The organism is Panacibacter ginsenosidivorans (assembly GCF_007971225.1).
Classification (GTDB): Bacteria; Bacteroidota; Bacteroidia; order Chitinophagales; family Chitinophagaceae; genus Panacibacter; species Panacibacter ginsenosidivorans.
Map to the genome: position 1 here is coordinate 3813949 of NZ_CP042435.1, position 24588 is coordinate 3838536.

Consider the following 24588-nt stretch of genomic DNA (forward strand, 5'->3'; position numbering starts at 1 on the left):
TGAAACACTTTACATTTGCAGCCCGCTACGACTCCGTAGCTCAGTTGGTAGAGCTACTGACTCTTAATCAGTAGGTCCAGGGTTCGAGTCCCTGCGGGGTCACAGATGCAATAAATAATTCCTTGTAAATGAATAATTTGCGGGGATTTTTTATTTCTGGGGTAAACATAGGGTAAACATTTAAATGAATTGTTTAAATCATTATAAAATCTGTAGACAACATTAAACAATAGTATTTAATTTGAAGAGTCATTGTCCTTAATGCGTTAACTGTTAGGTGGATTAAGGGTGAAATTGTAAACTTTGTAACTAACAGGTTAATAAGTAAAAAGCTCTACGTATGTATTCTCATTTAATCTAGCTTTTTATCCGTTCCTTTAAGAAGTAACGCTCCAGCAATAGCCATAAGCCCAAGATAAATGGGCGCTGCTGATGTGTAACCACCACCACCACTGTCTCTTGCATAGTTGTAATCCCCAGTCCAATTAGAACTTAGATTTCTCATTTCAGGAATTCTTCCAGGGTCGTTACTTACTAGATTTATTAAAAACAGAATAACGCCAATAGTTGGTGGAATTAATAAAATAATCCCGAAAACGCGTTCAAGTCTAATAGTTTGTTTTGTTTGGTTTGTCTCCATGCTATTTAAATTTTATTATATTGTTTTTTAATTACAGCTAACTTGTAAAATTTCTGAATTTTGTCTTCTGCGTTGTCATCTTCATACTTACCCAACAAGTTATTGGTCGGGCTAAATCTGAGTAACTTATAATTTGTCCTAAGTCTTTCAGTGCATTTCGGTAATAAATCATACGAATCAGAAATATCCATACTTAGCTATAAGCCAACCAATTTTAGAGCAGTCATTGATGCTGACTTTTGTTGGTCATTAATGAGCTTGCTCAGTCATTGATCATTCACTTTAATATTGTTATCAGTCAATATAAGACTAGTATTTAAAGAAGAACTAGATTATTCAAATTCCTTTTGATTTGTAAAAAAGTTTTCAAGTTATTGCCTACGTAATATTGTGTTAGTAAGTTGATTGTTCTTTTGTGATTTGCTTCTATTGCGTCTGTGTCCCAGATGGGGTTAGTAATAAAAATATAGTTTGTATTTGCCCTAGTTTCAATGGCGCCCTGATACTTTACTTTCTTTTCATGAAATAATTTATTGCTCAAGGCTGAATTTTTGTTTTTGTCAATTAGCGAAAGATTCCCTAATCGGTGAATCCATTCTTTATGTTTTGCAGCATCAATGTTCCACTGGCTTTCTTCAATTTTCTGCGGCATTATATGTTCAACTGATGATGAGTCTTTATTATACTGAAGAATAGTGGCAGCATTGCCCATTAATAAATCCATTTTTAGCAAAAGATATCTTGTTTTGTTTACCCTTGTACCAGAAAATCCACCCCATTTTTCATTTTCCAAAAGCGTTACAAATTCTTCAATATTAATTGGCTTTTCAGAGGAGATTTCTTCATCGTAAAAGTCATATCTCAAACAAGGGTCATTCAGAAAATCTTCTACTGCTTCGTCAAGGGTTGATTCTCTTTTTTTTACAGCATCAGCATAGAAGTCCATCTTTCTAAGAATAATAAAAGTTCGTGTCTGAGACTGCCTGCGACCTAATAACCAACCCACTGAAAATAAGTTATCAATTTTTATTAAAAATTCAATAATCTGCTTGTCCCCGAAACATTCTCTATAATGCATTAATGGGGTTAAATATTGACTACCATAAACACTTGAAAGAATGAAATTGATATTTCCAAAAAGATTTAGGCTTTCACGATTAGTAATACTGCCATTGGTTATGCTTTCATAATGTTTTAGGTATTTCCCGACATAATCAAGAGTTTCAGTCCCTTTTACAAGTAGGTTACGTTTGAACATAAATTCGAAAGCCTTCGTAAGGCTTTTATTATCATCACTACGATACTTCATTTTGATAAAAACAAGAGACCAAAGGAAATCATCAAAACCTTTATAAGGTGCAGAAATAGAATTTTCAAAATCAGACCACTTCAGGGCATATAATTTTCGGAGTTCATAATTCTCAATTACTCTTAAATTTTGGGCTCTAAGAATATCGCTAACCTGTAATTGTAAACCACGACTATTTAAAACTGTGAAAAGATTGTACGCATCATCCAAATTGTTTGGAGTAGCTAAATACAAAGCGAGAACTTTAGTTGAAAGATATCTATAAAAATCTGCTAGGTATTGTTCTTCTGTACCAATGTTTTCAGCCAATTTTGTGTCCCACCATTTCTTCATTATTAAAATACCGCTTGCCATACTCCTAATTGAAGCTCCAGCTTTGGGATTATCAGCTATTTCATTAAGTTTTTCAACATCAAGTGTTCCGTCCAATTCAATTATGTGTTTTTCTAAAAAGTCTTTATCATCTCGTATTTCAAATTCTATTCGATTACGGGCAGGGATGTTGTTATAATCATCAGCTTCTTGAACAAGTCTTTTTTGAACATTGTCCTTTAGACTTTTTTTTGCGGAGATATCTCTAATAACACCGTGTAGAAGAAATAATGTAATAAATCGCTGTTGCCCATCTAATATGTCCTGATAAGTATATTCAATATTTTTTGCTGTCTTCTCATTTCTTGTATTCCAAATCATGCATCCCAAAAAATACTCCTTATTGCTGTCATTCTCCATGGCTTTGCTAACATCTTCAAGCAATGCAGTAATTTGTTCTTCACCCCATACATATGGTCTTTGATATTCAGGAATATTGAAAAATTGCTCTGGGCTAAATATGTCTTTGATATATTTTTTACCGGTTATAAGAGTTGTATTATCCATTTTTTGGTTTAGGTCTTTTTGTTTTGGTTTATTGTAATTTTCAAATATAGTAAGGTTCCTTTAGAGTTACCGATAACAATTAAATATACAAGACTTTTTTACTGCTATTTTAAGGTTTTCAATCAATTAACCTTCGCTTTAAGATAGATGAATTCTGCTACTATAATGTGTGTTCTTCAGAGAAATTGAGTAGACAATCATGCTTTCCAATCACACCAATTAGAAATAAAAATGTTGATAGGAATATTTAAATCCTAATAGACAATTATCTTCTATTTGGAATTCAAAAGGAGAATTCTTTGAGTGGTTAAGTATTAGCGGATTAAACCTTCTGAGCGAACCGAATAAAACTTTAAATATAATTATTCTGGTCTGCCCAGTTTTCCTATCGTAGCTACTTTTATTGGCTCTAGGTTTATTATATCTCCACTAACAACTTGTCCTCGATTATTTCTGCTAGTTCATTATATACATAAGAGTAAAATTTTAGGCCATTATTCCTTTCACCAATTATAAATGCAAAATATCCTGTCAATAAACTTTCATCTTTAAAGTCTTCTATTATGTATTCCCAAAACCCTTCTGAAATAATTTTTTTTGATGAGTCATTCCAATCATTGACAACCATTATAATCTTAAGCGGTGCATTCAAACGACATAATTTGATTACTTCCCCTTCAGTTGTTCTAACATCATTTTCTGACTCGATATAAACGATTGGAATTTTGGACGTTTGTCCCGCCTCTTTATAGAAAGTAATGTCAACTCTAAAAAAAGTTTCAAGCTCATACTTAAGATTCATTTTCTTAGCGACCTTCGGAAGAAGTGTGTCAAAATAAAACAGAGTTCTTTGAGGACTTGTGCTCCACCCTTTGTCGAATTCATCTGTGTTAGTTTCTTTCAAAGCTTCTAATAAAGAACTTTTAAATAAGTTCCATAACTGCAAGTAGTCTGCTTTCATAAAAATTTGCTATTTAAGGAGTGTTGAGGCCGAGTCCAAACTTGCACCCAACTTTGAGCATTGCATTGGTTAGTCTTCTATTAAGCTAGTTACAATCACATTTATAATCCATAATATACTTGTGAAACCTTTCTCCATATGAATTTGAATCTCCGTAAGCTCCTATTTGGAAGTTTATCCAGTTGCTACTTGGAATATCGCAGAATATGTATTTTTTTGTAGTAATGGCATATTCATCTTTTTTTATTTCAGCTATGACATATGTCTTGTATTCGTAGGTATATGCCGTCACTTTGTAAAGCCAAGAGGAATTTAGAGTGTAACTAGCAAGACTTGCTTTGTAATATCCATTGGTTGTTATAAAGTCTAACACTTCATCGCAACTAGAAGTTTGAGAGAAAACCTTTGTTGTAAAAAATAAGATTGATAAAGTGAGAATTATCTTTTTCATGTTGGCAGAGTTGATTTCAATTATTCATAAAAAATAACTCTAATTACTCTCATTTGCAAATTTTTATTGATCAGTTCTATAGGGAGCTAAAATTTGAGAATTTATTAAGCATCCATCCTTAATAGAAACTTCCCTTCTATTGGGAGCTAGGGAGAAGAATTTTTTGAGTGGCTAGGTGTTAAGTGGATTGAACCTTCTAAGAGAATTTAAGAAAATGATTTATTGCCGATTATTATTTCGTCCGCTCCAGTTGTGCAAAAGCCAATGTTGGCTGAAGTTTATTTCATCTACTCGTTTTTTTCCAAATAACTTCAATAGCATTAATTTCTTTGGCTCGCAAACCGTAAAATGTCATATAACCAATCATTGTTTCGCCATTACCTACGATTTCCAGTAAGAAATTAATATGTGCCATTCTATTTCTTTCTTGGAGTTTAAGAGAAAGTGAAACAAATCTATCCTTTATTGTACCTTGAACTTTATAGCTGACAACTTCTATTTGCTCTTTTCCGAATTCCGCTTTTACAATACCTGATATTATGTCTGCCTTTTGGAATAGCTCTATATTATAAATTGAAGGATAAGCGAGTTTGTACCCTTTAGCAGTTATTTCTTTTTCAATTGCTCTCCAAGTTCCATTTATTTTAATGCCTCTGTAAACAAAATCAGCTATTTTTTTACTGATATAATCTTTCCATAGAAAGCCAATAATAAAAGCCAAAAATGCTGCAATTAAATTTACAAGAATGTCGTATGGCATGAACTAGTTTTAGTCAATATTTTGGGTGCAGTTGGAAGTACAATCAATTTTACAATCACCATTTAATGGAGTGTGATGTATGAATTTGCCGAATTTCTGAGTGCAATATTCATGATAATATTTTGTATTTAGAATTAAGTTGTGCCAAACTTCATCAACTTCTTTGGTTGGAGAAATTGGTGCTCCTTTTTCTATAGCGGTTGTTAAAAAATCTTCAAGTTTTTGATGTAGTTCAAGAGATAAGTCAAACGGAATACTTTTCTTTTTTGAATACATATCAATAATTGTGTCACTAATCATAAGTATGTTATTTAATTTAAAGAATTTGTCTTTTAAATTACGGCTAACAATTAAATATACAAAACTTTTTTACTGATATTTGAGGTTTTCAATCAATTAACCTTTCGCTTTTGGAGTAGATGAATTCTACTATTTTCAAAAAGCGAAATTCTTATACAGGCACTTTCTTTATCCCAGAGCAATAATTGCATTGTGTGTTCTTCTGCTAAATAATATTCTAAATCTCCTGTTCAATCAATTATTGTGATGGGATTTCTATTTAGGAATAATGCTTGCAAAGTTGCAAAGTGTGCAAATTGATAGTGGCTATAACCCACAGTTGAGAAATATTCCAACAGACTTTGTATTTCGCCACCTTCTTCGCCATGCGACTTTCTGGGGCAAATAGTAAAACATCATTGATGTGATATTTGCACAGTGAGGGTTAACCGTAAAGCATACCGAAGGTATAAGCGTAGCATTGTGAAGGTTAACCCGAAACGCAGAAAGGAGCACGCAGGTGGCGATAAGAAAATGGTGGAAGCCCTGTAGATGTGCTAATGCAAAGCCCAGGTCTGTGCAAAGGTTGCTTTAGCACAGATACATAAGGGCTGGAGAGCAGAAAGGCATTATGAGCTGCACAATTGTGTGACAGACTTTATCTGAAAGGGTGCTAACCCTAAAGACAAAGGATTTAATTCAATACTAAAATAAAATAACAGACAATTGAATTTAGTCCTTTGGTCTGGCACATCAATTTGCCGAATAAGCCTTTACTGCTCACCGCTTTTCCTGATTTTTACGTAGGTAGTGCAGTAGTGATGTGAGTGTATCATGAAGAAAACATTTATTTCGATCCAAAATTTAGTGCATCTTTATGAAACCTACATAAAGTGCATTAAAATCTGGTTCATTTTATTTTGAATATCCTATGTTTTTCAAATAAGTGTTTATTTCAAACTTTGGTTGACGTGTTTCAAAGTCAGCTAAATAATTTTTGAAAGGAATTCCTATTATTATCGATGAAATTGTTAAATATAAAGCCCTGACATAGTTTAAAAAATTCAAATCAAGGTGATAAGTAAAACCATAATGTACAATTTTAGACCGCATTCCAAACAACTTACCTACGGCAAAATGATTTTGCGTTTGCAAAAGTGGTAAATTATAGTTTTTGCTTAATAAAGTGTTTATCTCACTTATGTTGGTTGAAGACGTGGCAAGTATTTCAATTGCAAACCATAACATTAGAAAAGAATCAATACGACTCTGGTTTAAACTTTTCATAAACCAATGGTGAGACATCGCGACTTTTGTTGCGGTTATTCCATCTAGCTTTAAAATCGCATTAGAAATTTCAATAGCGTTCACCAGCGTATCCTGATTAAATATTGGAACGTCTTTTTTGGGTAACACATGAATCGATACATCACTGCTATAAATTGCATCGCTTTTTTCAAATTCAACGTCAACAAATAAATAAAATATCCTCTCTTCAAATATATCTGGATGAAAGATGTATCCCAAAATTCCGATACTTGAATCTGCTATGGTTTCTGTATAGTGATCATCCAACAAAATAGACATGCACAAAACGATGTTCGATTCATTAGATAGTGTTTCATGATTTAAAGTTGGAGTATCACCAGCAAAGCAGACCTTATTGACATTTGACCCATAATATGCAACTTGCCCATGAAAAAAAATAATTCTGGAATTTAAAACATCTAGAAGAACGACCTTATTAATATTAATTTGAGGAGAAGGGTTTAAATAGTAAGCTGTAACAGCCATTCTTAATTTACGTCGAGCCCTCCACAAATCAGGGATGTACTGTTTTATACCTATTTTTTCATCACCAATTTTAATAAACATTCTTGAAATTTTTTTGCATCTAGGTGCTAAGATAAATCTTTGATATAATGATGGAAAAAACTATTGTAATAACGTTGATGACAAATCAATTCAAAACGGAAGTGAAGACCAAAACGAGCGATTCTTTTTAATGATTCTGTGCTCGTATTTGGAATCATTTATTCCTAATACAAGGATTTCAGAATTATAATCTTTGCAAAAGTAACGGTAACGAAATCGTTGTTTTTTATTAGCACGATATAAACCGTACCAAACAATTCTTGGTGTTTTCATAAGTAGGATTATTTTAATTTACTGAATTAAATTGACGGGGGAGGTCAACACTAATTATTGGAGGGGGTTGTTTTTATGGTCAGCTATAGGGGCATACACTTCCATAATGGTTATATATTGTATACTTCTAGCTGAATTTTTTAACCTGGGGTATTAGTAGCTAAGAATTACATAGCGTCAGTTAGCCGGAAACTTACACAATTGCCAAAATTTAGTGCAGGGTTTTATTTCCCTTATAGGGTACACTAAAATTTGGTAATGTTGTCAAAGGTTACGATTACAGGACGTGATCGCTATATTTATTTTCATACTGTGGGGTTTGTGCAACACACTCGTTTAATAGGACAAGTTGGGAAAATTAATAAAAGCTTTTAAAGAACTCATGATCGATTTCAAAAACCGTTACAGGTTTAAGACCTAAATGATGCTTTTCAAATAATTGTACTAGTCTATCTCCATCAATTAATTCAATTGGTGTAACACCATCACGATTTGCTTCATTTTTGGCTTCTTTTGTAAATCTCCCCGTTGTTATAATTAATCCTTTTTCTCCACGTCCCTGCATTGCACCTCTAAAATCACGAACATGATGCGGAGAAACAGTCTCTTTATATTTCTTACATTGAAAAACTATATTTAGACTTACTACATCATTTAATTTTACTAAGCCTTTTCCATCAATTCCTTGATCTCCCGATCCTCCAGTTATTACGATGTCATTTATGCCTATTTCAGTCAGTAGTCTCTTACACAACTTTTCGAAACCAGCAGCAGGTAAATTATGTATTAGATTTAGTAAACTAATCGAATGTTCTTCATCTTCTGTTGTGGTTTCTTCAAATTCTTTCTCTAATTTTTTTGGCTTATCCGTAGGAACTGCAATTGTAGGCACTTTTTTTACACTTTCTTGCACACTCTTGAACAAAGAATATACATCATCATCAGAGAGTTTTTTTTCTAGACCTTCATTCGTTAACCGCCAAACTCCTCTTTGAGAATTGTCAATTAAACCAGCTTTAAAAAGATAAAATCTTGCCCATTGAATTTGATTTCTTATTCGCGATTGCCCATTAGAAGTAGTTTGTTCTAATTCTTCATCGGTTATCCCCAACTTTTCTATTACTTCTTCAATCACGTTTGTGGAATCTCCTGCTCCTCCATTGGCTTGAAGAGTTGTAAGAACAGGATTTATGTATCTTAAAAACTCAGGTCCCTTCATATTTTTGTTTTATGGCTAATACAATAAATATACACATAGTAGAATTATTTCTTTTTGGTATAAATATATTTAGTTATAAAAAGCAAACTTTTAAAGTCGATATATATAAAGTCTTTTTCCCAAAATTTAGTGTAACGTTTGTAGTTCCTTATAGTGTGCACTAAAAAAGTATTTTTCTTTTAATTGTCAGATGTTGGTTTTATTTCAAATGAAATTATATGTTCTCTGTTGTTCTATTAGGAACTTTTTTTAAAAATATCAATTTCCTTAACGTTCGAAAAAAACCGAAAAGGGATAAAGACTTACTGCATTTGAAAGAAAGCAAACTTAAGAGCGAGGCAGATAAGTTGAAGAATATTTTTTAGTTATAATTCCTTACGAATGTCATTTAGCAAATTGACTAAAATATCTTTTCTCCAAAAAAAACCATTTCCATGTACATTTCCGGAAAGTATACCTACAAAAATTGGACTCTTACTTTTATCAGGCCATGTAAACACGGGTGATCCTGAATTGCCCGGCAATGAGTACTTGTCTAAAAGAACAATTGGGAGTATTCCAAATTCGGAGCTATCTTCTTTAGCAGGATCAGACACAATTGTAGCAAATTTCACAAATGAACTAAACATCTTACTCTCTGTTGTAATGACAGAAATTGAAAACACTTCGTCTCCTTTTTTTATCTGCACATTTGAATTAAGATCAATGGGATCAAATTTAATATCCTCAATATTAGGCTTGAAGGGTATTCCTATCAAATCAGTTAAATTGGAATTATACGAATTCCCAAAAAAAAGATCTGTTCCACCTGAGCGCACTGGGAGATCATATGCAGTATAGTTTTGATCTTTAAAAGTGAAAAAATTCACAAATAATAATTCCTCTTGTGAAAGGCCTGGTTTATTAGTATAAAAATCATTATTAGACACATTATGCCTATTTGTGATTACTAAATAGATTGAATCCAACTTTACTACAAAGCCAACTCCGTTGATAAAAAAATGTCCATCTTTAGAGTGGTAAGCTGTAACAATTCCTGCTTTCCCTTCTTGATACGATGACAACGAAAATGAATTGCTTATTACAGGCGCAGACGAATTACATGATAAGGCGTTCGTAATAAAAACGAGGATCAATATTGATAGTAATTTCATTTTATATCTTATTAGCATCAAGTTTCCAACAAAATAACAAACAGCCTTTATAATCCATAATTTTTCATCGTCAGTATCTTTATTGTGGCCATAATACACTAAGTCTTTTTAAAATCTTAACCGCATATCTTATGCTCCACGTTTGCATTATTCCGCTATTTTCTGTTGTATATTCTAACGTGCCGTCGCTTTTAGAAATTTTGTTCGTTTGCAACAAATAACCACTTACAACACCAAAAGTATTTAACCGTTTTCTAGCGTAATCATAATATAGGGCTGGCCCGCCAGAGAATCCGTAAGTATTACTTGCATCTATATAATAAATATCAACTCCGTTTGTACCTTGTTTCCAAGCTGAAATGATGCCTTTTTTTACAAAAGGTAAGGGATATGGATTTTTCAAAAATTTAGAAAAATCTTGTTTGAGACCTAATGGATATCCTAAAAAAAAACAATCCTGGCTTAGTATTACATTGTCTTCAAAATAATAATTATTACCTTCAACAGGTAGGTCTGTTTTTAAAATCGCGATATCACTAGAATCATTGTCATAAAAGAGTCTTGCATCAATTTTTCGCCATTGACCTCCATATGATATTTCTACGTCTACTTTTGCACCATCTTTAAATATTATAGTGTCATAGTATTCCAAAACGGTCTTTTTATTCACTATTTTGCGACGTGAAAGTTGAGATTTAAATACATGCTTTGCAGTAACAAGATAGCATGCGGAGTCAGTCCCCATGTAATTGAAAGAAGTCGCAGTCGCGCCGTTTGTCTTTATTTGAATGGTGCCTTGAAGTGCAGGTTGATCGATCAACTGAGTAGTACCCTCAATTACTTGCCCATTTGCTTGGGATATACTATAACATGCTACAATGATTAAATAAAAGGATTTCATATTAATTGCTTATACAGATTCAATTTCAAAGTAAATCCATAATTTTTCTTTGCCACTTTCTTTTTTACGTGAACAAGCAGGATTAAAATAATTTCTAAAATTAAAAGAGACGGGGGTAGTCAACAGCACTCATTCAAATAGAGGTAAAAGGGGGTCAGTCCTTGGAAAAGATGCTTAGATTTATTTAGTTTTAAGTTCAGTACTAGTCTTTTCTTTGCCTTCTTTCAAAGTTAACAATATATCTGCTGCTACCCATACAATAAGCAGACATGCAATTGTAATATCAATAGGTTTCCATGTTGGTTTAGTGAAATGAATTGGGGCAATAGGATTGAATAAAATAGCAATAGCAATACAGGGAACAGCTATATAAATTTTTTGTGCTTTATATTCAGTGTAAGCAAATGCTGCAAAACCAATACATACAACCCATCTCATAATTTGATAATAACTATAAGGCATTGGCATCAAGCAACCGAATAGCATTATTATATTCACTACTTTAATAAGTGTAATATATTTCATAGTCCCTTTAATGTTATGTATATAACTTAATTCTTTCTTTTATCACCGAAGTTTGTCATCACCAATGCTAAATTTAATGACCATACAAATAATGTCATTATTATTAATTCTATAACAACCCAAAAATTAAACTCATTTGGAGTTTGCCATAATTTTATCATTAGATAAAAAGCATTAATAACTGCAAGAATAAGAGAAGTCCAAATTGTAAAAGCATTCTTTGGGAAAAAATTAAAAATCCATTCAGATATAAAAGCGGCTATTCCAGTAAAAACATTGAACATTAACCCTATCAGCAAAGAACCACCAATAAATAGAACAAGAAGTTTTATAATAAATGATTGACCATTAAACCAATTGAACATATCTAAAACTAAACCATTCAATAAGTATATAAATGCAAAGTTTACAATTGATAATACAAACAGTACTACTAATACGTACGCGATAGAAAGGAAAATGTTTTTAGCAGTCATAAGACATAATTTAGGGCGGATATAAAATATTGTATAGTTTCCATAATGTACAATTTGTGAATTCTAATAACACACTTTACAAGCTCTCCGATTATAATCATTTTTCGCTTCAGATACAGTGACTTTCTTAATGGTGTGAGTACAAGCATCTAATCCTTTACAATCTTTTCTGGAATGATAAACATGTGCAGTTCCACTTACACAAATAAAAACTTGTTCTTCTTGAATAGAATAATTATGATTATTTGTAAATGATGAAAGGGTAAAGCAAGTTAGTATCGCTATTAAAAGCTTCATGGGCTTTGGGGGATTTATCTGGAAGATAAAGAGAACTTTTCAAATTTGCAAACTCAACAGCAAATCAAATTGTAATAACTTATTTCAGATAAAAGAAATTGCATTGCTAAATACAATGTATTACCTTAATTCAAAAAAGGGTGATGGATATTATATATCCTTTCATATGGTCATTAATAATCTCTTTCGGTATACTTCTTACAAGTTATGTATTGGGAATAATAGCTGTTGAATATTTTAAAATCCCTGTTCCCTATAAAGTATCTAAAAAACTTGCAGCCCTTATTATTGGGTTTATTGAACTAGCTGTGATTGTATACTTCATCTTTGAGATAAGTGAAATTTAATAAGGTTTATTCTTTGGATGTTCGTCCCAGTTAAATGGTGGTTGCTCGATACTCTTAATATGAGACCATAATGCGTCTTTAATTGCATCCAATGCTGATTGATTCCAGGTATTTAAACCTTCGCTAGTTTCTCTTAGTTTCCATTGAGGTTTTCTTTTCTTTAATCCCTGTAATCGTGATGCTGGTCTATCGCTTTCAAATATTATATACTTGCTCCCTGCACTTATTGTAAAGCGTTCTATTTGATTACTCAAATGGCATTGTTCAACCTTCATGCGATAGCCTCTTAAAGCTACTTGAATAGTTATTGAAAAGGGTACGATTTTTAAATCCATAAGCAAAACTAAATTATTTAGCATTCATAAATGCACTTAATATAAATAAAGCCTACAAATGGTGATATATTGTACAGAAGCTTATTAATTTGATTAACCTCAGAAATTAAATAGTGGATTGAAAAAGTGTAAGTGTAGGGGATCAATTAATAAAGAGTATTATTTTTTTAGTAGAAATAGAAGTTGTATACTATATATGAAAGGTCGCTTCTAATAAAACCTTTAGAAGCTTCTACACCCCGTATCCATTAGAAATAATTACGATTGGGGTCAGACGTTGGATAGTAAGGGTTACTCTTGAAATAACAGAAAACATAAACCCTGATGTTTCTCCGACACTTTCAAAAAAGTTCTTCATATAAATTCTGGGAGGAGCATTTCACATGGGTAAAGTGACCTGAATTAACAGGAAGATTAGGTGTCCTCGTAGGTGAACAAGTAAAGCAATTTATTTAACGTACTGCAGAAAGGAAATTGAAGAATAAATACAGAAGGAGTAAAAGTTCCTTAAAGGGGTTTGTGTGTCCAAGCGAAATCAAAAAGGTTTTAGCAGTTAGGCAAGCAGCACTCCCTAATAGGCAGAAGTGATCATAAATTTCTAATTATTTATTTCTTCTATTAGGAACGATGCTTTCAAATGTATTAGTGAGCAACAATTTTTATTATCGAATAGCATTGAGAGTTAGTCAAGCAATTGGAAGTGAAAAAGGAGCAGTTTTTTGCTGCCCCTTTGATTATAAAATAAAATGTTTTTTCTTACTGCACATTCTACACTTACTACACCATCCTATATTTTAAAAGTGCAGCAGTGTAGTAAGTGAAGCTAACTATTAAATATAATTTTTCTTGATTTTTACTGCCATTCCATAATTTTTTTTGACAATTTCATAATTCAGGTTTCGTAGTCTTTCACCAAATTTTCTTTTTGAACAAGATTTGTATCCGCTGTCTGCGCAGTAGGCTTTGTAGTGATCATAAAGCAAAGTCATTGAAAATTCTAAATCCGATTTTTCATAATTGTCGTCCTGCAGGAATAATTGAACCGAATCTGATTGAATTCTGTATTGATTCACCATTTCATCTACAGCGTCAGATTTTGTAAATTTTTTCTGTTTCAGTAATCTGGTTAGGCCAGCAAGCATCCAGTTAAATACGCCAGGAAGTTCATTATCAGTTATTTTTTTTGCCAATTCAGGATCACGTTCGTTTTCTGGGATGGTGACCACGAAATTCAATATCAGGAATCTGCGAAAAAAAGCATCATTCTGTTCGACGTCTTTAGGCAATTCGTTTGTATTGAAAATAAGCTTTGCATAATTATCCAAGGTAAACGGGTCGCCGTAGGGTAGCCTAGCTTCAACTGGTTCACCGCTAACCAGCTGTTTAAAAACCGTTGAATCCATACGTGGAGATATTTCCGAAGCGTAATTCACAAGTTTGTTTTCAAGTTTCGCTCGTTGATATCCGGTATCATTCGTAAGGGTTTGCAAACTGAAATTACTAACGTTTTCATTTCCTAGTAGGGCTTGGATTATTATGAAAAAAACGCTTTTGCCATTTGCCCCAGTGCCATATAATATTAAGGATTTTTCCAGTTTAAGGGTTTGTTGTCCAATAAAAATATACCCGATAAATTCTGCTAGTATATCCTGCTGATTTTTATCCGGTAAAACTTTATCGAGATATCGTTGAAACATTTCAGCGGTTGCTTCTGGATTATATTCAAAGGGTAATTGATAGGTAAGAAAGTCATTTTCAGCAAAATCTCGTATGTGATATCCATGAGGCGTAATGACGAAAGTTCCATTTTTCAGGTTAATAAGTACCTCGTCGGCCTTTTTTTCTGGACGTGGTAAATAACCAGTCGAAATAAACTGTTTTGATAAATCAGCTTTGTAGGTGTGGTATTTTGCTTCGTAATAATTTACACCCAAAATTTCAGCGGCTGTGCCCAAAAAATTATTTAATTCTTCTTTGAATAACTGTTTCCAAAATTGTCCGTTATATATGTATACCTGTCCGTGATTCATGCATAGAGACCAGTTATTTTTCTTTGCTACCGCCAATATTTCTTCGATGGTCATTATGACGTTGTGCTGCTTTTTTAATTTTTCTCCATCGGAAAGATTTGCTCGTTCTCGAAAATCAATTGGTTTTAATTCGTTAAGTAATGCATTTAAAACGTTACTGTGCGTTACTATTGTTTGCATTTCAGAAGTTGTGGCCTTTTCATTATATGTTTTGATTGTTTGTTCCGATAATTTGCCATCGTTGTTTATTTCAATTCTGCTTTCTGATAATTCAACGGTATCATCCTTCACCGTTGTAGTTTCTGTTGTCATTTCATTTTTAATTAAATTTTCACCAATTTCCATTTCATCCATTGCGTTTAAAAACCCATTTTCATTTTGCAAATTCATAACCAACATTTTTACTGTTTGAAAAACTTTTTCTCGGTGCCTGATAATTTCTGTCCAAGAGGTTTTGGATATCAGACATTCTGTAGTAAATCTTGTACCCAATTTGGCTGAAAGGGATTACGCCATCATCCCTCCAGTTTTGCGCTGTTCTTTTGGATATGTGCATCAGTTGTAAAAATTCCTGATTATCCAAAAAGTGATCGCCCAAATGCATTTGCTTGGAGCTAATTACATTTTCAATTTTGTCCAATCTGTCAATTACCATTTTGAAATCCTGTGGCCTGCTAAATGTTTCCATTTAATTTATTTTTTGTTTGCATAATTTTTTTACGCAGGGTTTTTGAAGCGATTTAGTAATATCCATTTGACTGCTTTTCCCTGCGTCGGGAGCAAAATTGAAATATACCGTACATAAAAAAGGGGGTTTTTTACACCCCCTTTTTTCAAAGATCCTTTAGCGCTTTATTTAGTTTTTCTTTTACAAAATCTACATTTTTTATATTTAGGCCTCCTTTGCATTCGTTATACTTATCTGAAATAGTTCTAAAACTGTTAGGATGTTTATAATCATCCTTAAATTTAAAATAGAAAAATTGCTGACAGAAATGTAAAAAACTGGTATCGTTTACGTTTAAAGTATTAAGTAATTCAGCTTTATTAAGTATAAAAAGTAGTGCCGCTAACTGTTCTTGATTAAGATCAAACTCCAACCGATATTTATAGTCGTCAATTAGTTCAACCTCTTGCTTAATATGCCCGAATCGTCTAGAGATCTCTTTACGTGTATTGAAGAAAAAAATATCAAGAACTTTGTCATAAACCTCATCACTATTACCGATAAGCAATTGCTTCATAGCATTTCTTATCGTTTCGATTACTTCTATTATCAAATTATTTATTGCTGTGGGCTCTGTGAAGTCTATCGTGTGGGTAATAATAAAATTCAGAATCCTATTGCTTATTTTTCTTGTATCAACTGGAATCACTTTATCAGACAAATCCTGTTCACTAAAACTTTGTTTGAAATAGCTGTCCCAGCAGTATTGGATAAAATCTATATCAATAATAATATCACGATTGATTTCCTTCCATTCGTCTTCATCTTCATAATAGTCTGAATTGGGAAAAACTTCATAGATTTTGCCCTTCTTTTTGTCATAAATCCATTCTTCCCCAAAAGTCTTTTGTTTTTCCAGAAACCATTGATTATTAAGTTCTGAAACCCATTCACTAACAATTGATAAATCCATATGCCATTGTATTATTAATTGAAAGCATCCATAGCATTATCAAGTTCGGTACTTACAATTTTGGCATATATCTGTGTCTGGCTTATTGCTGAGTGTCCCATAAGCTTTTGCACTTTATCAATACTGATGCCTTTTTGCAGTGCCCTGCAAGCCCAGGTATGTCGTGCTATATGAAAACTGCACGGTTTTATAATATTACATTTTTTTGTGATTATTTTTAAATTTTTATTGATATAGGCTGTTGCACTGGAAATGGCCGAATCCAACTCACGGGCATTTTTTTCATCCAACGAATCGGGCAGCATTGGAAAAATATAAGGATTTGTGTCGTTTCTTAATTCTGCATATTTATTAATTATTTCTAACCCTGTATTAGGAACTTTTATAGATAATTGTTCTTTGGTTTTATGGATAGTGATATTAATATTTTTGCCGTCAAACATGCTCCATTTCAATAATAGCATATCAGATACACGCAAGCCACCCGCATACGAAGCAAAAACAAACATATCCCTATGCAAGTCAAGACGAGTATTGATAGGTAAAAGCACATCCTCTATTAGTTTTAATTCGGTTTCATTAAGGAAAACGCGATTAGTTTTATCCTGTTTAAGTTGATAACGTAGAAAAGGGTTTTGGCTATGTTCTATTAATTCTCTTCTGTAGGCTTCGTTAAAAACCCTACGAATAAATTTCAAGTCTTTGTGGATGGTATTTGTTTTGTTTTTCATGGTTTGACGTAAATAGGTTTCATATTTAATAAGAAATTCCACATTGATTTCCTGTAGCGGCAGAGCTTTCTCTTTCATATACGTCGTCATTTTTTTGATAATAGACGTGCATTTATCATAGGTTCCGATTTTATTTTCCTGTATATATGAATTCAAAATCTCATTTGCCAATTGGAAAAAGTCAGTTTCCTTTTTGCCAAACGTCTTTTCTTTTAGCATTTTGCTCGTCAAGTGATTTGATGAGGTTTCGAATTCAAGTACATTATCCTGTAGTTCAGCAAATTTGTTAGCCAAAAATGAATTTAAACGAGCACTGCTTTTATGAGCTGATTTTACTTTATTTTTATCGTTGTCCCACTGGTCAATTGGGATCATAATGCCTGAGCTGATATAAGAAATTTTTCTGTTTTTTATTATTCGAAAGTGTATAGGTGCTAAATTTTGCTTATTCACCTTATCTTTGCGAAAAATCATTGTAACGCTGGCCATATTTTTAATTTTATTGATTGGAAAATGATGAAATTATTGATAACAGTGGGGTAAACAATGGGGTAAACATCTTATGCATTCAGATGCATTTGTTTGCTTTAAATTGCTCTTTCATTTTTTTGAAATGCTTGTCCACACTGCATTTGAGGGCAAGTAAAAGCAATAAAGTGAAGTCCGCTAAGTCCCTGCGGGGTCACAGAAGTTTTGTAATGCCCGATAGTATAACGGTAGTACCGCAGATTCTGGTTCTGCTTGTCTTGGTTCGAATCCAGGTCGGGTAACAAAAAAGCCTCGATAATAGACTATCGGGGCTTTTTTATTGTTGCCTGCTAATCAGAAAGCCTAAGTGTGCGACGCAACGAATGTTGCACAGTGATATTTAGCCGGGCTACTAAAAATACCACGGGATGTTTAATGGTTGTTCCCGGTTTCTTCAGAATAACCCATTTCTATAAAGAATTCTTTACACGCTTCTGACACTGCTTCTGCAAAAGGTGACGCGGATCTTTTTCGTTTTGATATTTGCATCAAAACTTTCTTTATGAATTTCATAGAAGTACAATAATTGTTGGTGTCTTTTATAACGGTTAGCTATTTAATGCTGCAATATCTTAAGCAACATTGACTTGATTAGCGAAAAGAAAAATCAACTACTTTATATGGCAAACCAGCCTGGCAAGTGTCTCTATACCACGAAATACCCACACTCTTGATTTCGTAACGAAAGCCAACTGACAAATCATCATTGTCGTTAGTGGTAATCTTTTTTTCGAATGCCAGTTGATTTGATAACCCGGGAATGTCTTTTATTTTCATGGAATATAGAACAGAGTCAAAAAGTACTGCTGTGTGGCTTTTTATAAATGCAGAGAAAGTAATGCTATCATTATCACTTGAATAATCCTGCTCTGTATGTAAAAGAAATTTGATCGTCTTCTCAGTGTATGAAGTTGAAGGTAGTGATGCATCTTTCTTGCATGACTCTGCAATCAGGATAAATGTAAAAAGGGAAAATGCGATGGCTGCGGTTTTTTTCATCGGTTAATTTTTATTTGTTTTTTTAATTGTAACTAAGTTTTTAAAAATGAATTATGTTGTTACGAAAAATCTTTAGACTAGGTTTTTTTGTAATGCTCATTATTGCAAGGGATTGCTGCTTAGTGGATCGATGATCGTTTTCACCTCGGTTATCTTATGAACGGGGAACTTGCCCAATTTTGCATGCTCCCTTATTACCTGTTCATTTTCGGCAATGTGAATACAGTAAATTTTATCATCCGTTATGAATGATTGTACCCAGTGGTATGGCCTGCCTAACTGGTTAATTACTTCGCAGGAAGTTTGTGAAATGGATTGTATTTCTTCAGGAGTAAGGTTTCCGGCTCCCGGCAAATTCCTTTCAACAACGAACTTTTTGAGGTATATGCTTTTTTCCATACAAATGAATTTAAAGGTGAACTGACGGGTACAAAATTGCATTCGTCTTGTTTCTTTAATGACAGATGTATTCCCTATTTAATAGAATGAGTTCCCTATTTTATAATTTCTTTACGGGTGGCTTCCTGTACAGCTTTTGCACGGGAGTTCACTTCCAGCTTAAAGAAAATGGAAGAGATATGATGATCAACGGTTTTGGGAGATATAAAGAGTTTGTCAGCAATTTCTTTGTTTTGTAAACCCTCTTTTAATAGTTGTAAAACATCGAGTTCGCGTTCTGTTAGATTTGCAGGGTTAGCTCTTGTGGATTTCCTGATACCACGCGGAATACTTTTAATACCTGAGCTTCTCATATGAAATTTCATCTTTTCATATACAGCAGTAGCGCCAAGCTTTTGCATAATAGAAACGGCAATTTTTTTGTCATCTTCCTTTCCTTCAAATAAAGCAAGAGCCTGTTCATAAGGACAGTGTAATTGTTCCCATAATGATGCTGCTTTTAAAGCGGTGTTCACGTTATTGATCTCGTATCCGGCAAATTTTTCTTTAAGTTCTAAACGATCTCCACGCGATTTTAATAACCAAAATGCAAATTCATTATTTTCATAAATATTGCCCATTTCTTTAACCATATTTATAGCAGTGTCAATATCTTCTTTTTCAATATAAAACCTGTTGGTTATCCATTCATATTCTAACAAAGCAACAAATGCAGGAATTATTCTTTGCAGCTCCATTGTCTCAAGCGCAATTTTCTTTGATTCAAGTAACATGGGAAGTACATCGTTATCACCACTCCTGGCTTTTATAGTTCCCATAACGGCGAGAATACCTGTCTTAACAATAGACGCCAGATATTCATCTCTGTGCAGGTTATCTGCCATTATATATGCTTCATTCCAATGCCCTGTCTTAAGATAAACCCTCGCTTTTTCTGCCATCATATAAGCTGTCCATGAGTCAAGGTCTCTTTCTTCACAATATTGAATGCCTTTTTCTAAAATTTCTTTTGCCAGTGTATAATCTTTCATCACAATGGCGCTACTTCCCAGGTTGGTATATGCTCTCGCAGCGTGTTCATGATAGGCGTTTTTTAGCGCAATATCAAGGCTTTGTTGCAATAATTCAATACCTTTTTGTTTTGAAAATGGGCTGCGCATATATACGTCGCCAACATTATTCAATGCGTGAGAAAGTATCTCCTCGTCATTTAATTCTTTTGCCATCGTTATGGCTTTTTCGCCCCATAAAATGCATTCATCAGACTGATCCGCAAGCATTTTTAACTGCGACATATTACTGAACGCCATTGCTTTTGCCCTGGAAGATTGCTGATCAGCAAGCACTTCAATAGCCTTAACAGCAAAGGCTTCTGCTTTTTTCCGGTTTCCATCAAACCACCATAACCGCGATAAAAAACGTAAAGCGCTACCTATACTTTCGATATCATTTTTTCCCTTCCTTATCTCGAGGGCTTTAGTTGTATAAATAATAGCTTCTTTGATCTGGTTTGTGAGGTAGCACTCATATGCATATGAATCATAAAAACCAATCAGGGTGTCTTTGTCATTTCCCTGGTAATATTCAATAGCAGATAAATATAACTTCGATGCCTCTATATGGGCACCAAGAGAGGCAGCTTGTTTTGCTGCCAGTGGTGCATAGCGCACTACAAGATCGTATTCATTTGCATTTTTAGCATGATGAATAATGCGTTCGGTCTGCTGATTCTTTTCAAAACTTTCGAGGAACAGATTAAGGATATTTCTATGAAGTTCAACCCTTACCAAAGGAGACAATGATAATTCGATCGTTCTCCGGAATAATTCATGCTTAAAGGAAATAAGGCCATTATCAATTACCAGTATTTTAAAATCCAGACAGCTGCTGATAGCAACAGAATAGGCAGGCTCCATCTTTTCAAGATAACTAACCTCAAAAGATGTAGGAAGTATACAGAGTATTTCCCAAATATGTTTTGTAATCTCATCCAGCCGGTTATAAGTAGATAATACAGCATCCTTTATATTTTCAGGAACCCCCAAACTATAACTGGCTAATATTTCATTTACATAAAATGGATTACCACCGGATATGCTGTATACATCCTCGCCTTTATATCCTTTTTCGTCAGCCATTTTCTCAACTGCCTGTCTTGATAAAGGAAGTAATGGCAACCGGGTAAATGAATCAGGATTTAAATGCCCTAATATATGTCTCAAAGGATGATGTGCATCAATTTCATTATCTCTGTAAGTAAGGATAAAAAGAGTTTGTAGTTGTGTAATTCTCCTGGCAAGGAATTTTATAAAATCAAGTGTAGCTTCATCAGCCCAATGAATATCTTCAAATACAATAATGTTGACTTTTTCCTGGTTTTTCAACTCATAAAATAACCTGGAAAAAAAAGCGGTGCGATCTGTTATATCAGGGTTTGTATCAGGTAGATCATTTTTGATCTGCAGCAAAATATCGTATAAAGGTGCTAATGGTCGCGGCGCAAATAATGCATCGCAAATTCCCTGGTATATGTTGCAACTGCTTCGTACTTTTTTACAAAAGGCTTTTACAAGAGATGTTTTGCCAATGCCAGCTTCGCCGCTTATAAAAATACAATGGCCCTCACCTTCCGGTATTTTTTCATAATGTGATTGGAGTATATTTAAGAACCCCTCTCTTTCGATTAGCTCCATATTACATGATTTGTAAAATGAGGCGCAAATTATTCTAAAATAGGGAATACTTCTTACCGCTCCCCACAAAACTGATAGTTGCTTTGCACCGCAATTCAAATTTATTAAAACAAAAAAACAATTTCATTATGCAATCTATCATGAAGGTACGGTTTACAGCAGCCTTCCTTATTACATTCAGTTTTATTGCTCATTTATCTGCACAGCAGGTAAAGTCAGACACATCTTCTCAAACGAAGCAATCGAAAAAGCTTTTTATTGATGTTCACCAGCTGGAACCGGGTAAGGTGAAATATGAAGACGTTGCAGGCGCACATGCAAAGGATCTTGCTACCGAAAAAAAATATGGGGTAGACTTTTTAAAATATTGGGTAGATGAAGAGAAAGGTCTGGTATACTGCCTCTCTTCTTCAACGGATTCTGCATCTATAACAAAAACACATGCTGAAGCGCATGGGCTTTTACCAACCCGCGTTTATGAAGTTACTGATGGAAAAGAAGCTGCTGTTCATGGCAAAGAAAATTTATATCTCGATATCCATTACCTGGGTGCAGGACATGTTACTGCAAAAGACGTGGCAGCCGCTCATGAAAAAGATCTTGCCGTACAAAAAAAGCATGGCGTAAATCTTATAAACTATTGGGTAAATGAAAAAGATGGTGTGGTTATGTGTCTTGCACAGGCAAAAGATTCAACTGATCTTATTAAAACACATAAAGAAGCACATGGTCTTATTCCGGACCAGGTATTTGAAGTAAAGCAGGGGCAATAAATGTGAGTAGAATTTGTCGAGCCAGCCGGCATCAATGCTATTAAGCTATTGTTGCGTCGCACACTTCAGGGCTTTTATCGCTCTTCAACAATGCGTTTGCAGACTTACATCATGTAACAGGCATGCACGCAGGAAACCATTCCCTATGAACAAAAAATTTTAATTAAAAACAAAAAGAAAAATGAAACACTTATTTAATGCAGCCGCAAGCTGCACACAGAAAACCGTTGCTACACCTTTTCTTTATCAATCAAAAAACAACGCAACAAGGATTTTATTTTCACTGGTTCTATCAGGCACAATTTTATTTACAAGCTGTAAAAAACAGAATGTTGATGCACCTGTAATTAATGATCAGTCTATAGCAGCAAATGCTGATATGGAATCACTAGCCACTCATAGCATTACCGCACAGGAATTAAAACTGGCCAGGCAGGCTACAGAAAAATACCAGAATATCGATAGCGCCTTTGCAGATGGCTATGCAGATATTGGTGTGGCAATGCCTAATATGGGGTATCATTTTCAAAGGTTAGATATTGTTGATTCTGTATTCGACATCAGTCACCCGGAATTGCTTGTATATAATAAAGATAACACAGGGGCTTTCAAACTTGTTGCAGTTGAATATGCAATACCACTTGATAAATCAGTAAATGCACCCAAAGGTTTTACAGGCAAGCAGGATGTTTGGGATGCGAATGCAGATTTTGGTTTATGGCTGCTTCATGCATGGGTATGGAAGTATAACCCGGATGGCGTGTTTAACCCAACGAACCCTTTGGTAAATGTAATAATCCCATAGCAGGTATAGCATAGAATAAACAAGTAAGGTGGCCACTTGCAGAGCAAGGAAAAAAAGTACAAGAGTGCGACGCAACGATGCTCAATAGCAAGATATAGCCCTGGCTAATAAGATCCATCTTGCTTGTTTATCTCTGCTTAAACTATATGCATGCCTTAAATGATCTCTTAATAAATAAAATAAAAAAAATAAACATGAAAACACTGATCACTTATTATTCATCTTTCTCAATATTAAAAAGAATTTTTGTTGCTGCTGCAATTGCAGGTTTTATGTTTGCCTGTAAAAAAACTGCACCTGTTTCAACTTCTGTTGATTGCAGCGGGCCAGTAAAATCTTTTAGTGGCGATGTAAATTCAATTGTTCAAACATCCTGTGCAACAGACTCAGATTGTCATGGTTCAGGTAGCCACAGCGGGCCGGGCGAGTTGCTTACATATCCGGAAATATTCAATGCACGAACTGCTATTCGTACTGCCGTTGCAACAGGTGTTATGCCTAAAGGCGGCACGTTGACAACAGCTGAAAAAAATGCACTTCTATGTTGGATTGATAATGGCGCCGTAAATAATTAACCAGTGCCCTTGCGGTACAGAAGTTCTTACTTAGATAATTTAAAAAATAAAACATACATAAAACAGGGAAAGCTACGGGAAAGATTCCCTGAACTGAGATATACTCTATCATAATTAATTTAAAAAAGGTGATAATGAAAAACACTATTAAGACTTTTACAGTTATCGCTGCTATGTTTCTGGTAAATTACAATGCTACCGCCCAAACAGCAGCATCGAACCCATACGATAATACTTTATCACTAAACCTGCAGCATGCAAATGCTACTGGTGGCGATGAAGAAAAGAATAGCCATGTATTCGATAATATTCACCCACGTGCGCTGGAAAATTTTCAAAAATCATTTAAAGATGTTAGTAGCGAAAAGTGGACAAAAAATGGAGAAAGCTATTTTGCCAGCTTTACAAAAGATTCTGTTTTTACAAGAGTTGATTATAACAAAAAAGGCAGATGGTTAGAAACCATACGTTACTATGACCAAAAGAAATTGCCTGGTGATGCGAATTACATGATCAAAAAAGGGTACAGCGATTATTCAGTTTTAGGCGTGGCAGAAGTTTCTTTTGATGATGTACCTGTGTATTTGGTCCACATTCAAAATGAGAGCCATTTTAAAATTGTAGGTATTTACGAAGGAGAGATGACTGAAGTAGAAAGCCACAAGCGCTGGTAATAACAGATAACAGAAACATTTCTGAGTATCTAAATTTAGCCTATGAATGCAGAGGTTTTA

24 protein-coding genes and 1 tRNA gene are annotated in these 24588 nt (G+C 33.9%); 5 read left to right on the forward strand and 20 right to left on the reverse strand.

Going from position 1 to position 24588, the window contains the following annotated elements:
- The first annotated feature begins 29 nt into the window (after window positions 1–29).
- Window positions 30–102: transfer RNA gene (locus FRZ67_RS16000), tRNA-Lys, on the forward strand.
- 250 nt (window positions 103–352) lie between these two features.
- On the opposite strand, the gene FRZ67_RS16005 is transcribed toward FRZ67_RS16000, so the two are convergent.
- From FRZ67_RS16005 to FRZ67_RS16105, 20 genes are all read right to left on the reverse strand, one after another.
- Window positions 353–640 carry a hypothetical protein gene (locus FRZ67_RS16005; RefSeq protein ID WP_147191055.1) on the reverse strand — a complete coding sequence of 96 codons (288 nt, stop codon included), beginning with the start codon at window positions 638–640 and terminating at the stop codon, window positions 353–355.
- A gap of 316 nt (window positions 641–956) precedes the next feature.
- The gene (locus tag FRZ67_RS16010) at window positions 957–2828 is read right to left on the reverse strand and encodes a DUF262 domain-containing protein (RefSeq protein WP_147191057.1); all 1872 of its coding nucleotides are present in this window, start codon (window positions 2826–2828) and stop codon (window positions 957–959) included.
- A 418-nt stretch (window positions 2829–3246) separates the two neighbouring features.
- Entirely contained in the window at window positions 3247–3789 is a 543-nt protein-coding gene (locus tag FRZ67_RS16015) for a hypothetical protein (RefSeq protein WP_147191059.1), read from the reverse strand.
- 85 nt (window positions 3790–3874) lie between these two features.
- A complete protein-coding gene (locus FRZ67_RS16020) occupies window positions 3875–4240 on the reverse strand; it encodes a hypothetical protein (protein WP_147191061.1) in 366 nt (121 codons plus the stop codon).
- Between the two features lie 283 nt (window positions 4241–4523).
- The gene (locus FRZ67_RS16025) at window positions 4524–5000 is read right to left on the reverse strand and encodes a hypothetical protein (RefSeq protein WP_147191063.1); all 477 of its coding nucleotides are present in this window, start codon (window positions 4998–5000) and stop codon (window positions 4524–4526) included.
- Between the two features lie 9 nt (window positions 5001–5009).
- Window positions 5010–5300 (reverse strand): UCP032817 domain-containing protein, encoded by a 291-nt coding sequence (locus tag FRZ67_RS16030; RefSeq protein WP_147191065.1) that lies wholly within the window; start codon window positions 5298–5300, stop codon window positions 5010–5012.
- A gap of 894 nt (window positions 5301–6194) precedes the next feature.
- Window positions 6195–7154: a hypothetical protein gene (locus FRZ67_RS16035; RefSeq protein ID WP_147191067.1), complete on the reverse strand. Its 960-nt coding sequence runs from the start codon at window positions 7152–7154 to the stop codon at window positions 6195–6197.
- A gap of 631 nt (window positions 7155–7785) precedes the next feature.
- Window positions 7786–8646: a restriction endonuclease gene (locus tag FRZ67_RS16040; RefSeq protein ID WP_147191070.1), complete on the reverse strand. Its 861-nt coding sequence runs from the start codon at window positions 8644–8646 to the stop codon at window positions 7786–7788.
- Window positions 8647–9011: 365 nt separating this feature from the next.
- Window positions 9012–9800, reverse strand: a complete 789-nt coding sequence (locus FRZ67_RS16045; RefSeq protein ID WP_147191072.1) for a S1 family serine peptidase — start codon at window positions 9798–9800, stop codon at window positions 9012–9014.
- 79 nt (window positions 9801–9879) lie between these two features.
- Window positions 9880–10701 (reverse strand): S1 family peptidase, encoded by an 822-nt coding sequence (locus FRZ67_RS16050; protein ID WP_147191074.1) that lies wholly within the window; start codon window positions 10699–10701, stop codon window positions 9880–9882.
- A gap of 180 nt (window positions 10702–10881) precedes the next feature.
- Window positions 10882–11226 carry a DUF6804 family protein gene (locus tag FRZ67_RS16055; RefSeq protein WP_147191075.1) on the reverse strand — a complete coding sequence of 115 codons (345 nt, stop codon included), beginning with the start codon at window positions 11224–11226 and terminating at the stop codon, window positions 10882–10884.
- 26 nt (window positions 11227–11252) lie between these two features.
- Complete coding sequence (locus FRZ67_RS16060; protein ID WP_147191077.1) at window positions 11253–11702, reverse strand: hypothetical protein; 450 nt, start codon at window positions 11700–11702, stop codon at window positions 11253–11255.
- Between the two features lie 640 nt (window positions 11703–12342).
- The gene (locus tag FRZ67_RS16065; RefSeq protein WP_147191080.1) at window positions 12343–12681 is read right to left on the reverse strand and encodes a hypothetical protein; all 339 of its coding nucleotides are present in this window, start codon (window positions 12679–12681) and stop codon (window positions 12343–12345) included.
- Window positions 12682–13511: 830 nt separating this feature from the next.
- The gene (locus FRZ67_RS16070) at window positions 13512–15101 is read right to left on the reverse strand and encodes a DNA primase family protein (RefSeq protein WP_225975369.1); all 1590 of its coding nucleotides are present in this window, start codon (window positions 15099–15101) and stop codon (window positions 13512–13514) included.
- Window positions 15085–15399: a helix-turn-helix domain-containing protein gene (locus FRZ67_RS16075; RefSeq protein WP_147191082.1), complete on the reverse strand. Its 315-nt coding sequence runs from the start codon at window positions 15397–15399 to the stop codon at window positions 15085–15087. Before FRZ67_RS16075 ends, FRZ67_RS16070 begins: the two co-directional genes overlap by 17 nt.
- 145 nt (window positions 15400–15544) lie before the next feature.
- The gene (locus tag FRZ67_RS16080) at window positions 15545–16351 is read right to left on the reverse strand and encodes a hypothetical protein (protein WP_147191084.1); all 807 of its coding nucleotides are present in this window, start codon (window positions 16349–16351) and stop codon (window positions 15545–15547) included.
- Window positions 16352–16365: 14 nt separating this feature from the next.
- Window positions 16366–17571: a site-specific integrase gene (locus FRZ67_RS16085; protein ID WP_147191086.1), complete on the reverse strand. Its 1206-nt coding sequence runs from the start codon at window positions 17569–17571 to the stop codon at window positions 16366–16368.
- Window positions 17572–18201: 630 nt separating this feature from the next.
- Entirely contained in the window at window positions 18202–18609 is a 408-nt protein-coding gene (locus FRZ67_RS16095; RefSeq protein ID WP_147191088.1) for a hypothetical protein, read from the reverse strand.
- A 99-nt stretch (window positions 18610–18708) separates the two neighbouring features.
- Window positions 18709–19008, reverse strand: a complete 300-nt coding sequence (locus tag FRZ67_RS16100) for a DUF4242 domain-containing protein (protein ID WP_147191090.1) — start codon at window positions 19006–19008, stop codon at window positions 18709–18711.
- A 95-nt stretch (window positions 19009–19103) separates the two neighbouring features.
- The gene (locus FRZ67_RS16105; protein WP_147191092.1) at window positions 19104–21701 is read right to left on the reverse strand and encodes a helix-turn-helix transcriptional regulator; all 2598 of its coding nucleotides are present in this window, start codon (window positions 21699–21701) and stop codon (window positions 19104–19106) included.
- 128 nt (window positions 21702–21829) lie between these two features.
- On the opposite strand from FRZ67_RS16105, the gene FRZ67_RS16110 reads away from it, so the two are divergent.
- The 4 genes from FRZ67_RS16110 to FRZ67_RS16125 all read left to right on the forward strand — a co-directional run bounded on the left by FRZ67_RS16110 (window position 21830) and on the right by FRZ67_RS16125 (window position 24528).
- The gene (locus FRZ67_RS16110; protein ID WP_147191094.1) at window positions 21830–22474 is read left to right on the forward strand and encodes a DUF4242 domain-containing protein; all 645 of its coding nucleotides are present in this window, start codon (window positions 21830–21832) and stop codon (window positions 22472–22474) included.
- Between the two features lie 181 nt (window positions 22475–22655).
- On the forward strand, window positions 22656–23279 hold the full coding sequence (locus FRZ67_RS16115; RefSeq protein ID WP_147191096.1) for a hypothetical protein: 624 nt from the start codon (window positions 22656–22658) through the stop codon (window positions 23277–23279).
- A gap of 194 nt (window positions 23280–23473) precedes the next feature.
- Window positions 23474–23854, forward strand: a complete 381-nt coding sequence (locus tag FRZ67_RS16120; protein ID WP_147191098.1) for a hypothetical protein — start codon at window positions 23474–23476, stop codon at window positions 23852–23854.
- Window positions 23855–23988: 134 nt separating this feature from the next.
- Window positions 23989–24528 carry a hypothetical protein gene (locus FRZ67_RS16125; protein WP_147191100.1) on the forward strand — a complete coding sequence of 180 codons (540 nt, stop codon included), beginning with the start codon at window positions 23989–23991 and terminating at the stop codon, window positions 24526–24528.
- Window positions 24529–24588 lie beyond the last annotated feature (60 nt).

Coding starts and splice junctions, on each gene's coding strand:
- FRZ67_RS16010 (WP_147191057.1), bottom strand. CDS start 2,828: ATGGATAATACAACTCTTATAACCGGTAAAAAATATATCAAAGACATA.
- FRZ67_RS16070 (WP_225975369.1), bottom strand. CDS start 15,101: ATGAATTTGCAAAATGAAAATGGGTTTTTAAACGCAATGGATGAAATG.
- FRZ67_RS16035 (WP_147191067.1), bottom strand. CDS start 7,154: ATGTTTATTAAAATTGGTGATGAAAAAATAGGTATAAAACAGTACATC.
- FRZ67_RS16060 (WP_147191077.1), bottom strand. CDS start 11,702: ATGACTGCTAAAAACATTTTCCTTTCTATCGCGTACGTATTAGTAGTA.
- FRZ67_RS16020 (WP_147191061.1), bottom strand. CDS start 4,240: ATGAAAAAGATAATTCTCACTTTATCAATCTTATTTTTTACAACAAAG.
- FRZ67_RS16050 (WP_147191074.1), bottom strand. CDS start 10,701: ATGAAATCCTTTTATTTAATCATTGTAGCATGTTATAGTATATCCCAA.
- FRZ67_RS16005 (WP_147191055.1), bottom strand. CDS start 640: ATGGAGACAAACCAAACAAAACAAACTATTAGACTTGAACGCGTTTTC.
- FRZ67_RS16105 (WP_147191092.1), bottom strand. CDS start 21,701: ATGGAGCTAATCGAAAGAGAGGGGTTCTTAAATATACTCCAATCACAT.
- FRZ67_RS16015 (WP_147191059.1), bottom strand. CDS start 3,789: ATGAAAGCAGACTACTTGCAGTTATGGAACTTATTTAAAAGTTCTTTA.
- FRZ67_RS16085 (WP_147191086.1), bottom strand. CDS start 17,571: ATGGCCAGCGTTACAATGATTTTTCGCAAAGATAAGGTGAATAAGCAA.
- FRZ67_RS16115 (WP_147191096.1), top strand. CDS start 22,656: ATGAAACACTTATTTAATGCAGCCGCAAGCTGCACACAGAAAACCGTT.
- FRZ67_RS16065 (WP_147191080.1), bottom strand. CDS start 12,681: ATGGATTTAAAAATCGTACCCTTTTCAATAACTATTCAAGTAGCTTTA.
- FRZ67_RS16045 (WP_147191072.1), bottom strand. CDS start 9,800: ATGAAATTACTATCAATATTGATCCTCGTTTTTATTACGAACGCCTTA.
- FRZ67_RS16110 (WP_147191094.1), top strand. CDS start 21,830: ATGCAATCTATCATGAAGGTACGGTTTACAGCAGCCTTCCTTATTACA.
- FRZ67_RS16040 (WP_147191070.1), bottom strand. CDS start 8,646: ATGAAGGGACCTGAGTTTTTAAGATACATAAATCCTGTTCTTACAACT.
- FRZ67_RS16025 (WP_147191063.1), bottom strand. CDS start 5,000: ATGCCATACGACATTCTTGTAAATTTAATTGCAGCATTTTTGGCTTTT.
- FRZ67_RS16055 (WP_147191075.1), bottom strand. CDS start 11,226: ATGAAATATATTACACTTATTAAAGTAGTGAATATAATAATGCTATTC.
- FRZ67_RS16095 (WP_147191088.1), bottom strand. CDS start 18,609: ATGAAAAAAACCGCAGCCATCGCATTTTCCCTTTTTACATTTATCCTG.
- FRZ67_RS16075 (WP_147191082.1), bottom strand. CDS start 15,399: ATGGAAACATTTAGCAGGCCACAGGATTTCAAAATGGTAATTGACAGA.
- FRZ67_RS16120 (WP_147191098.1), top strand. CDS start 23,474: ATGAAAACACTGATCACTTATTATTCATCTTTCTCAATATTAAAAAGA.
- FRZ67_RS16080 (WP_147191084.1), bottom strand. CDS start 16,351: ATGGATTTATCAATTGTTAGTGAATGGGTTTCAGAACTTAATAATCAA.
- FRZ67_RS16030 (WP_147191065.1), bottom strand. CDS start 5,300: ATGATTAGTGACACAATTATTGATATGTATTCAAAAAAGAAAAGTATT.
- FRZ67_RS16125 (WP_147191100.1), top strand. CDS start 23,989: ATGAAAAACACTATTAAGACTTTTACAGTTATCGCTGCTATGTTTCTG.
- FRZ67_RS16100 (WP_147191090.1), bottom strand. CDS start 19,008: ATGGAAAAAAGCATATACCTCAAAAAGTTCGTTGTTGAAAGGAATTTG.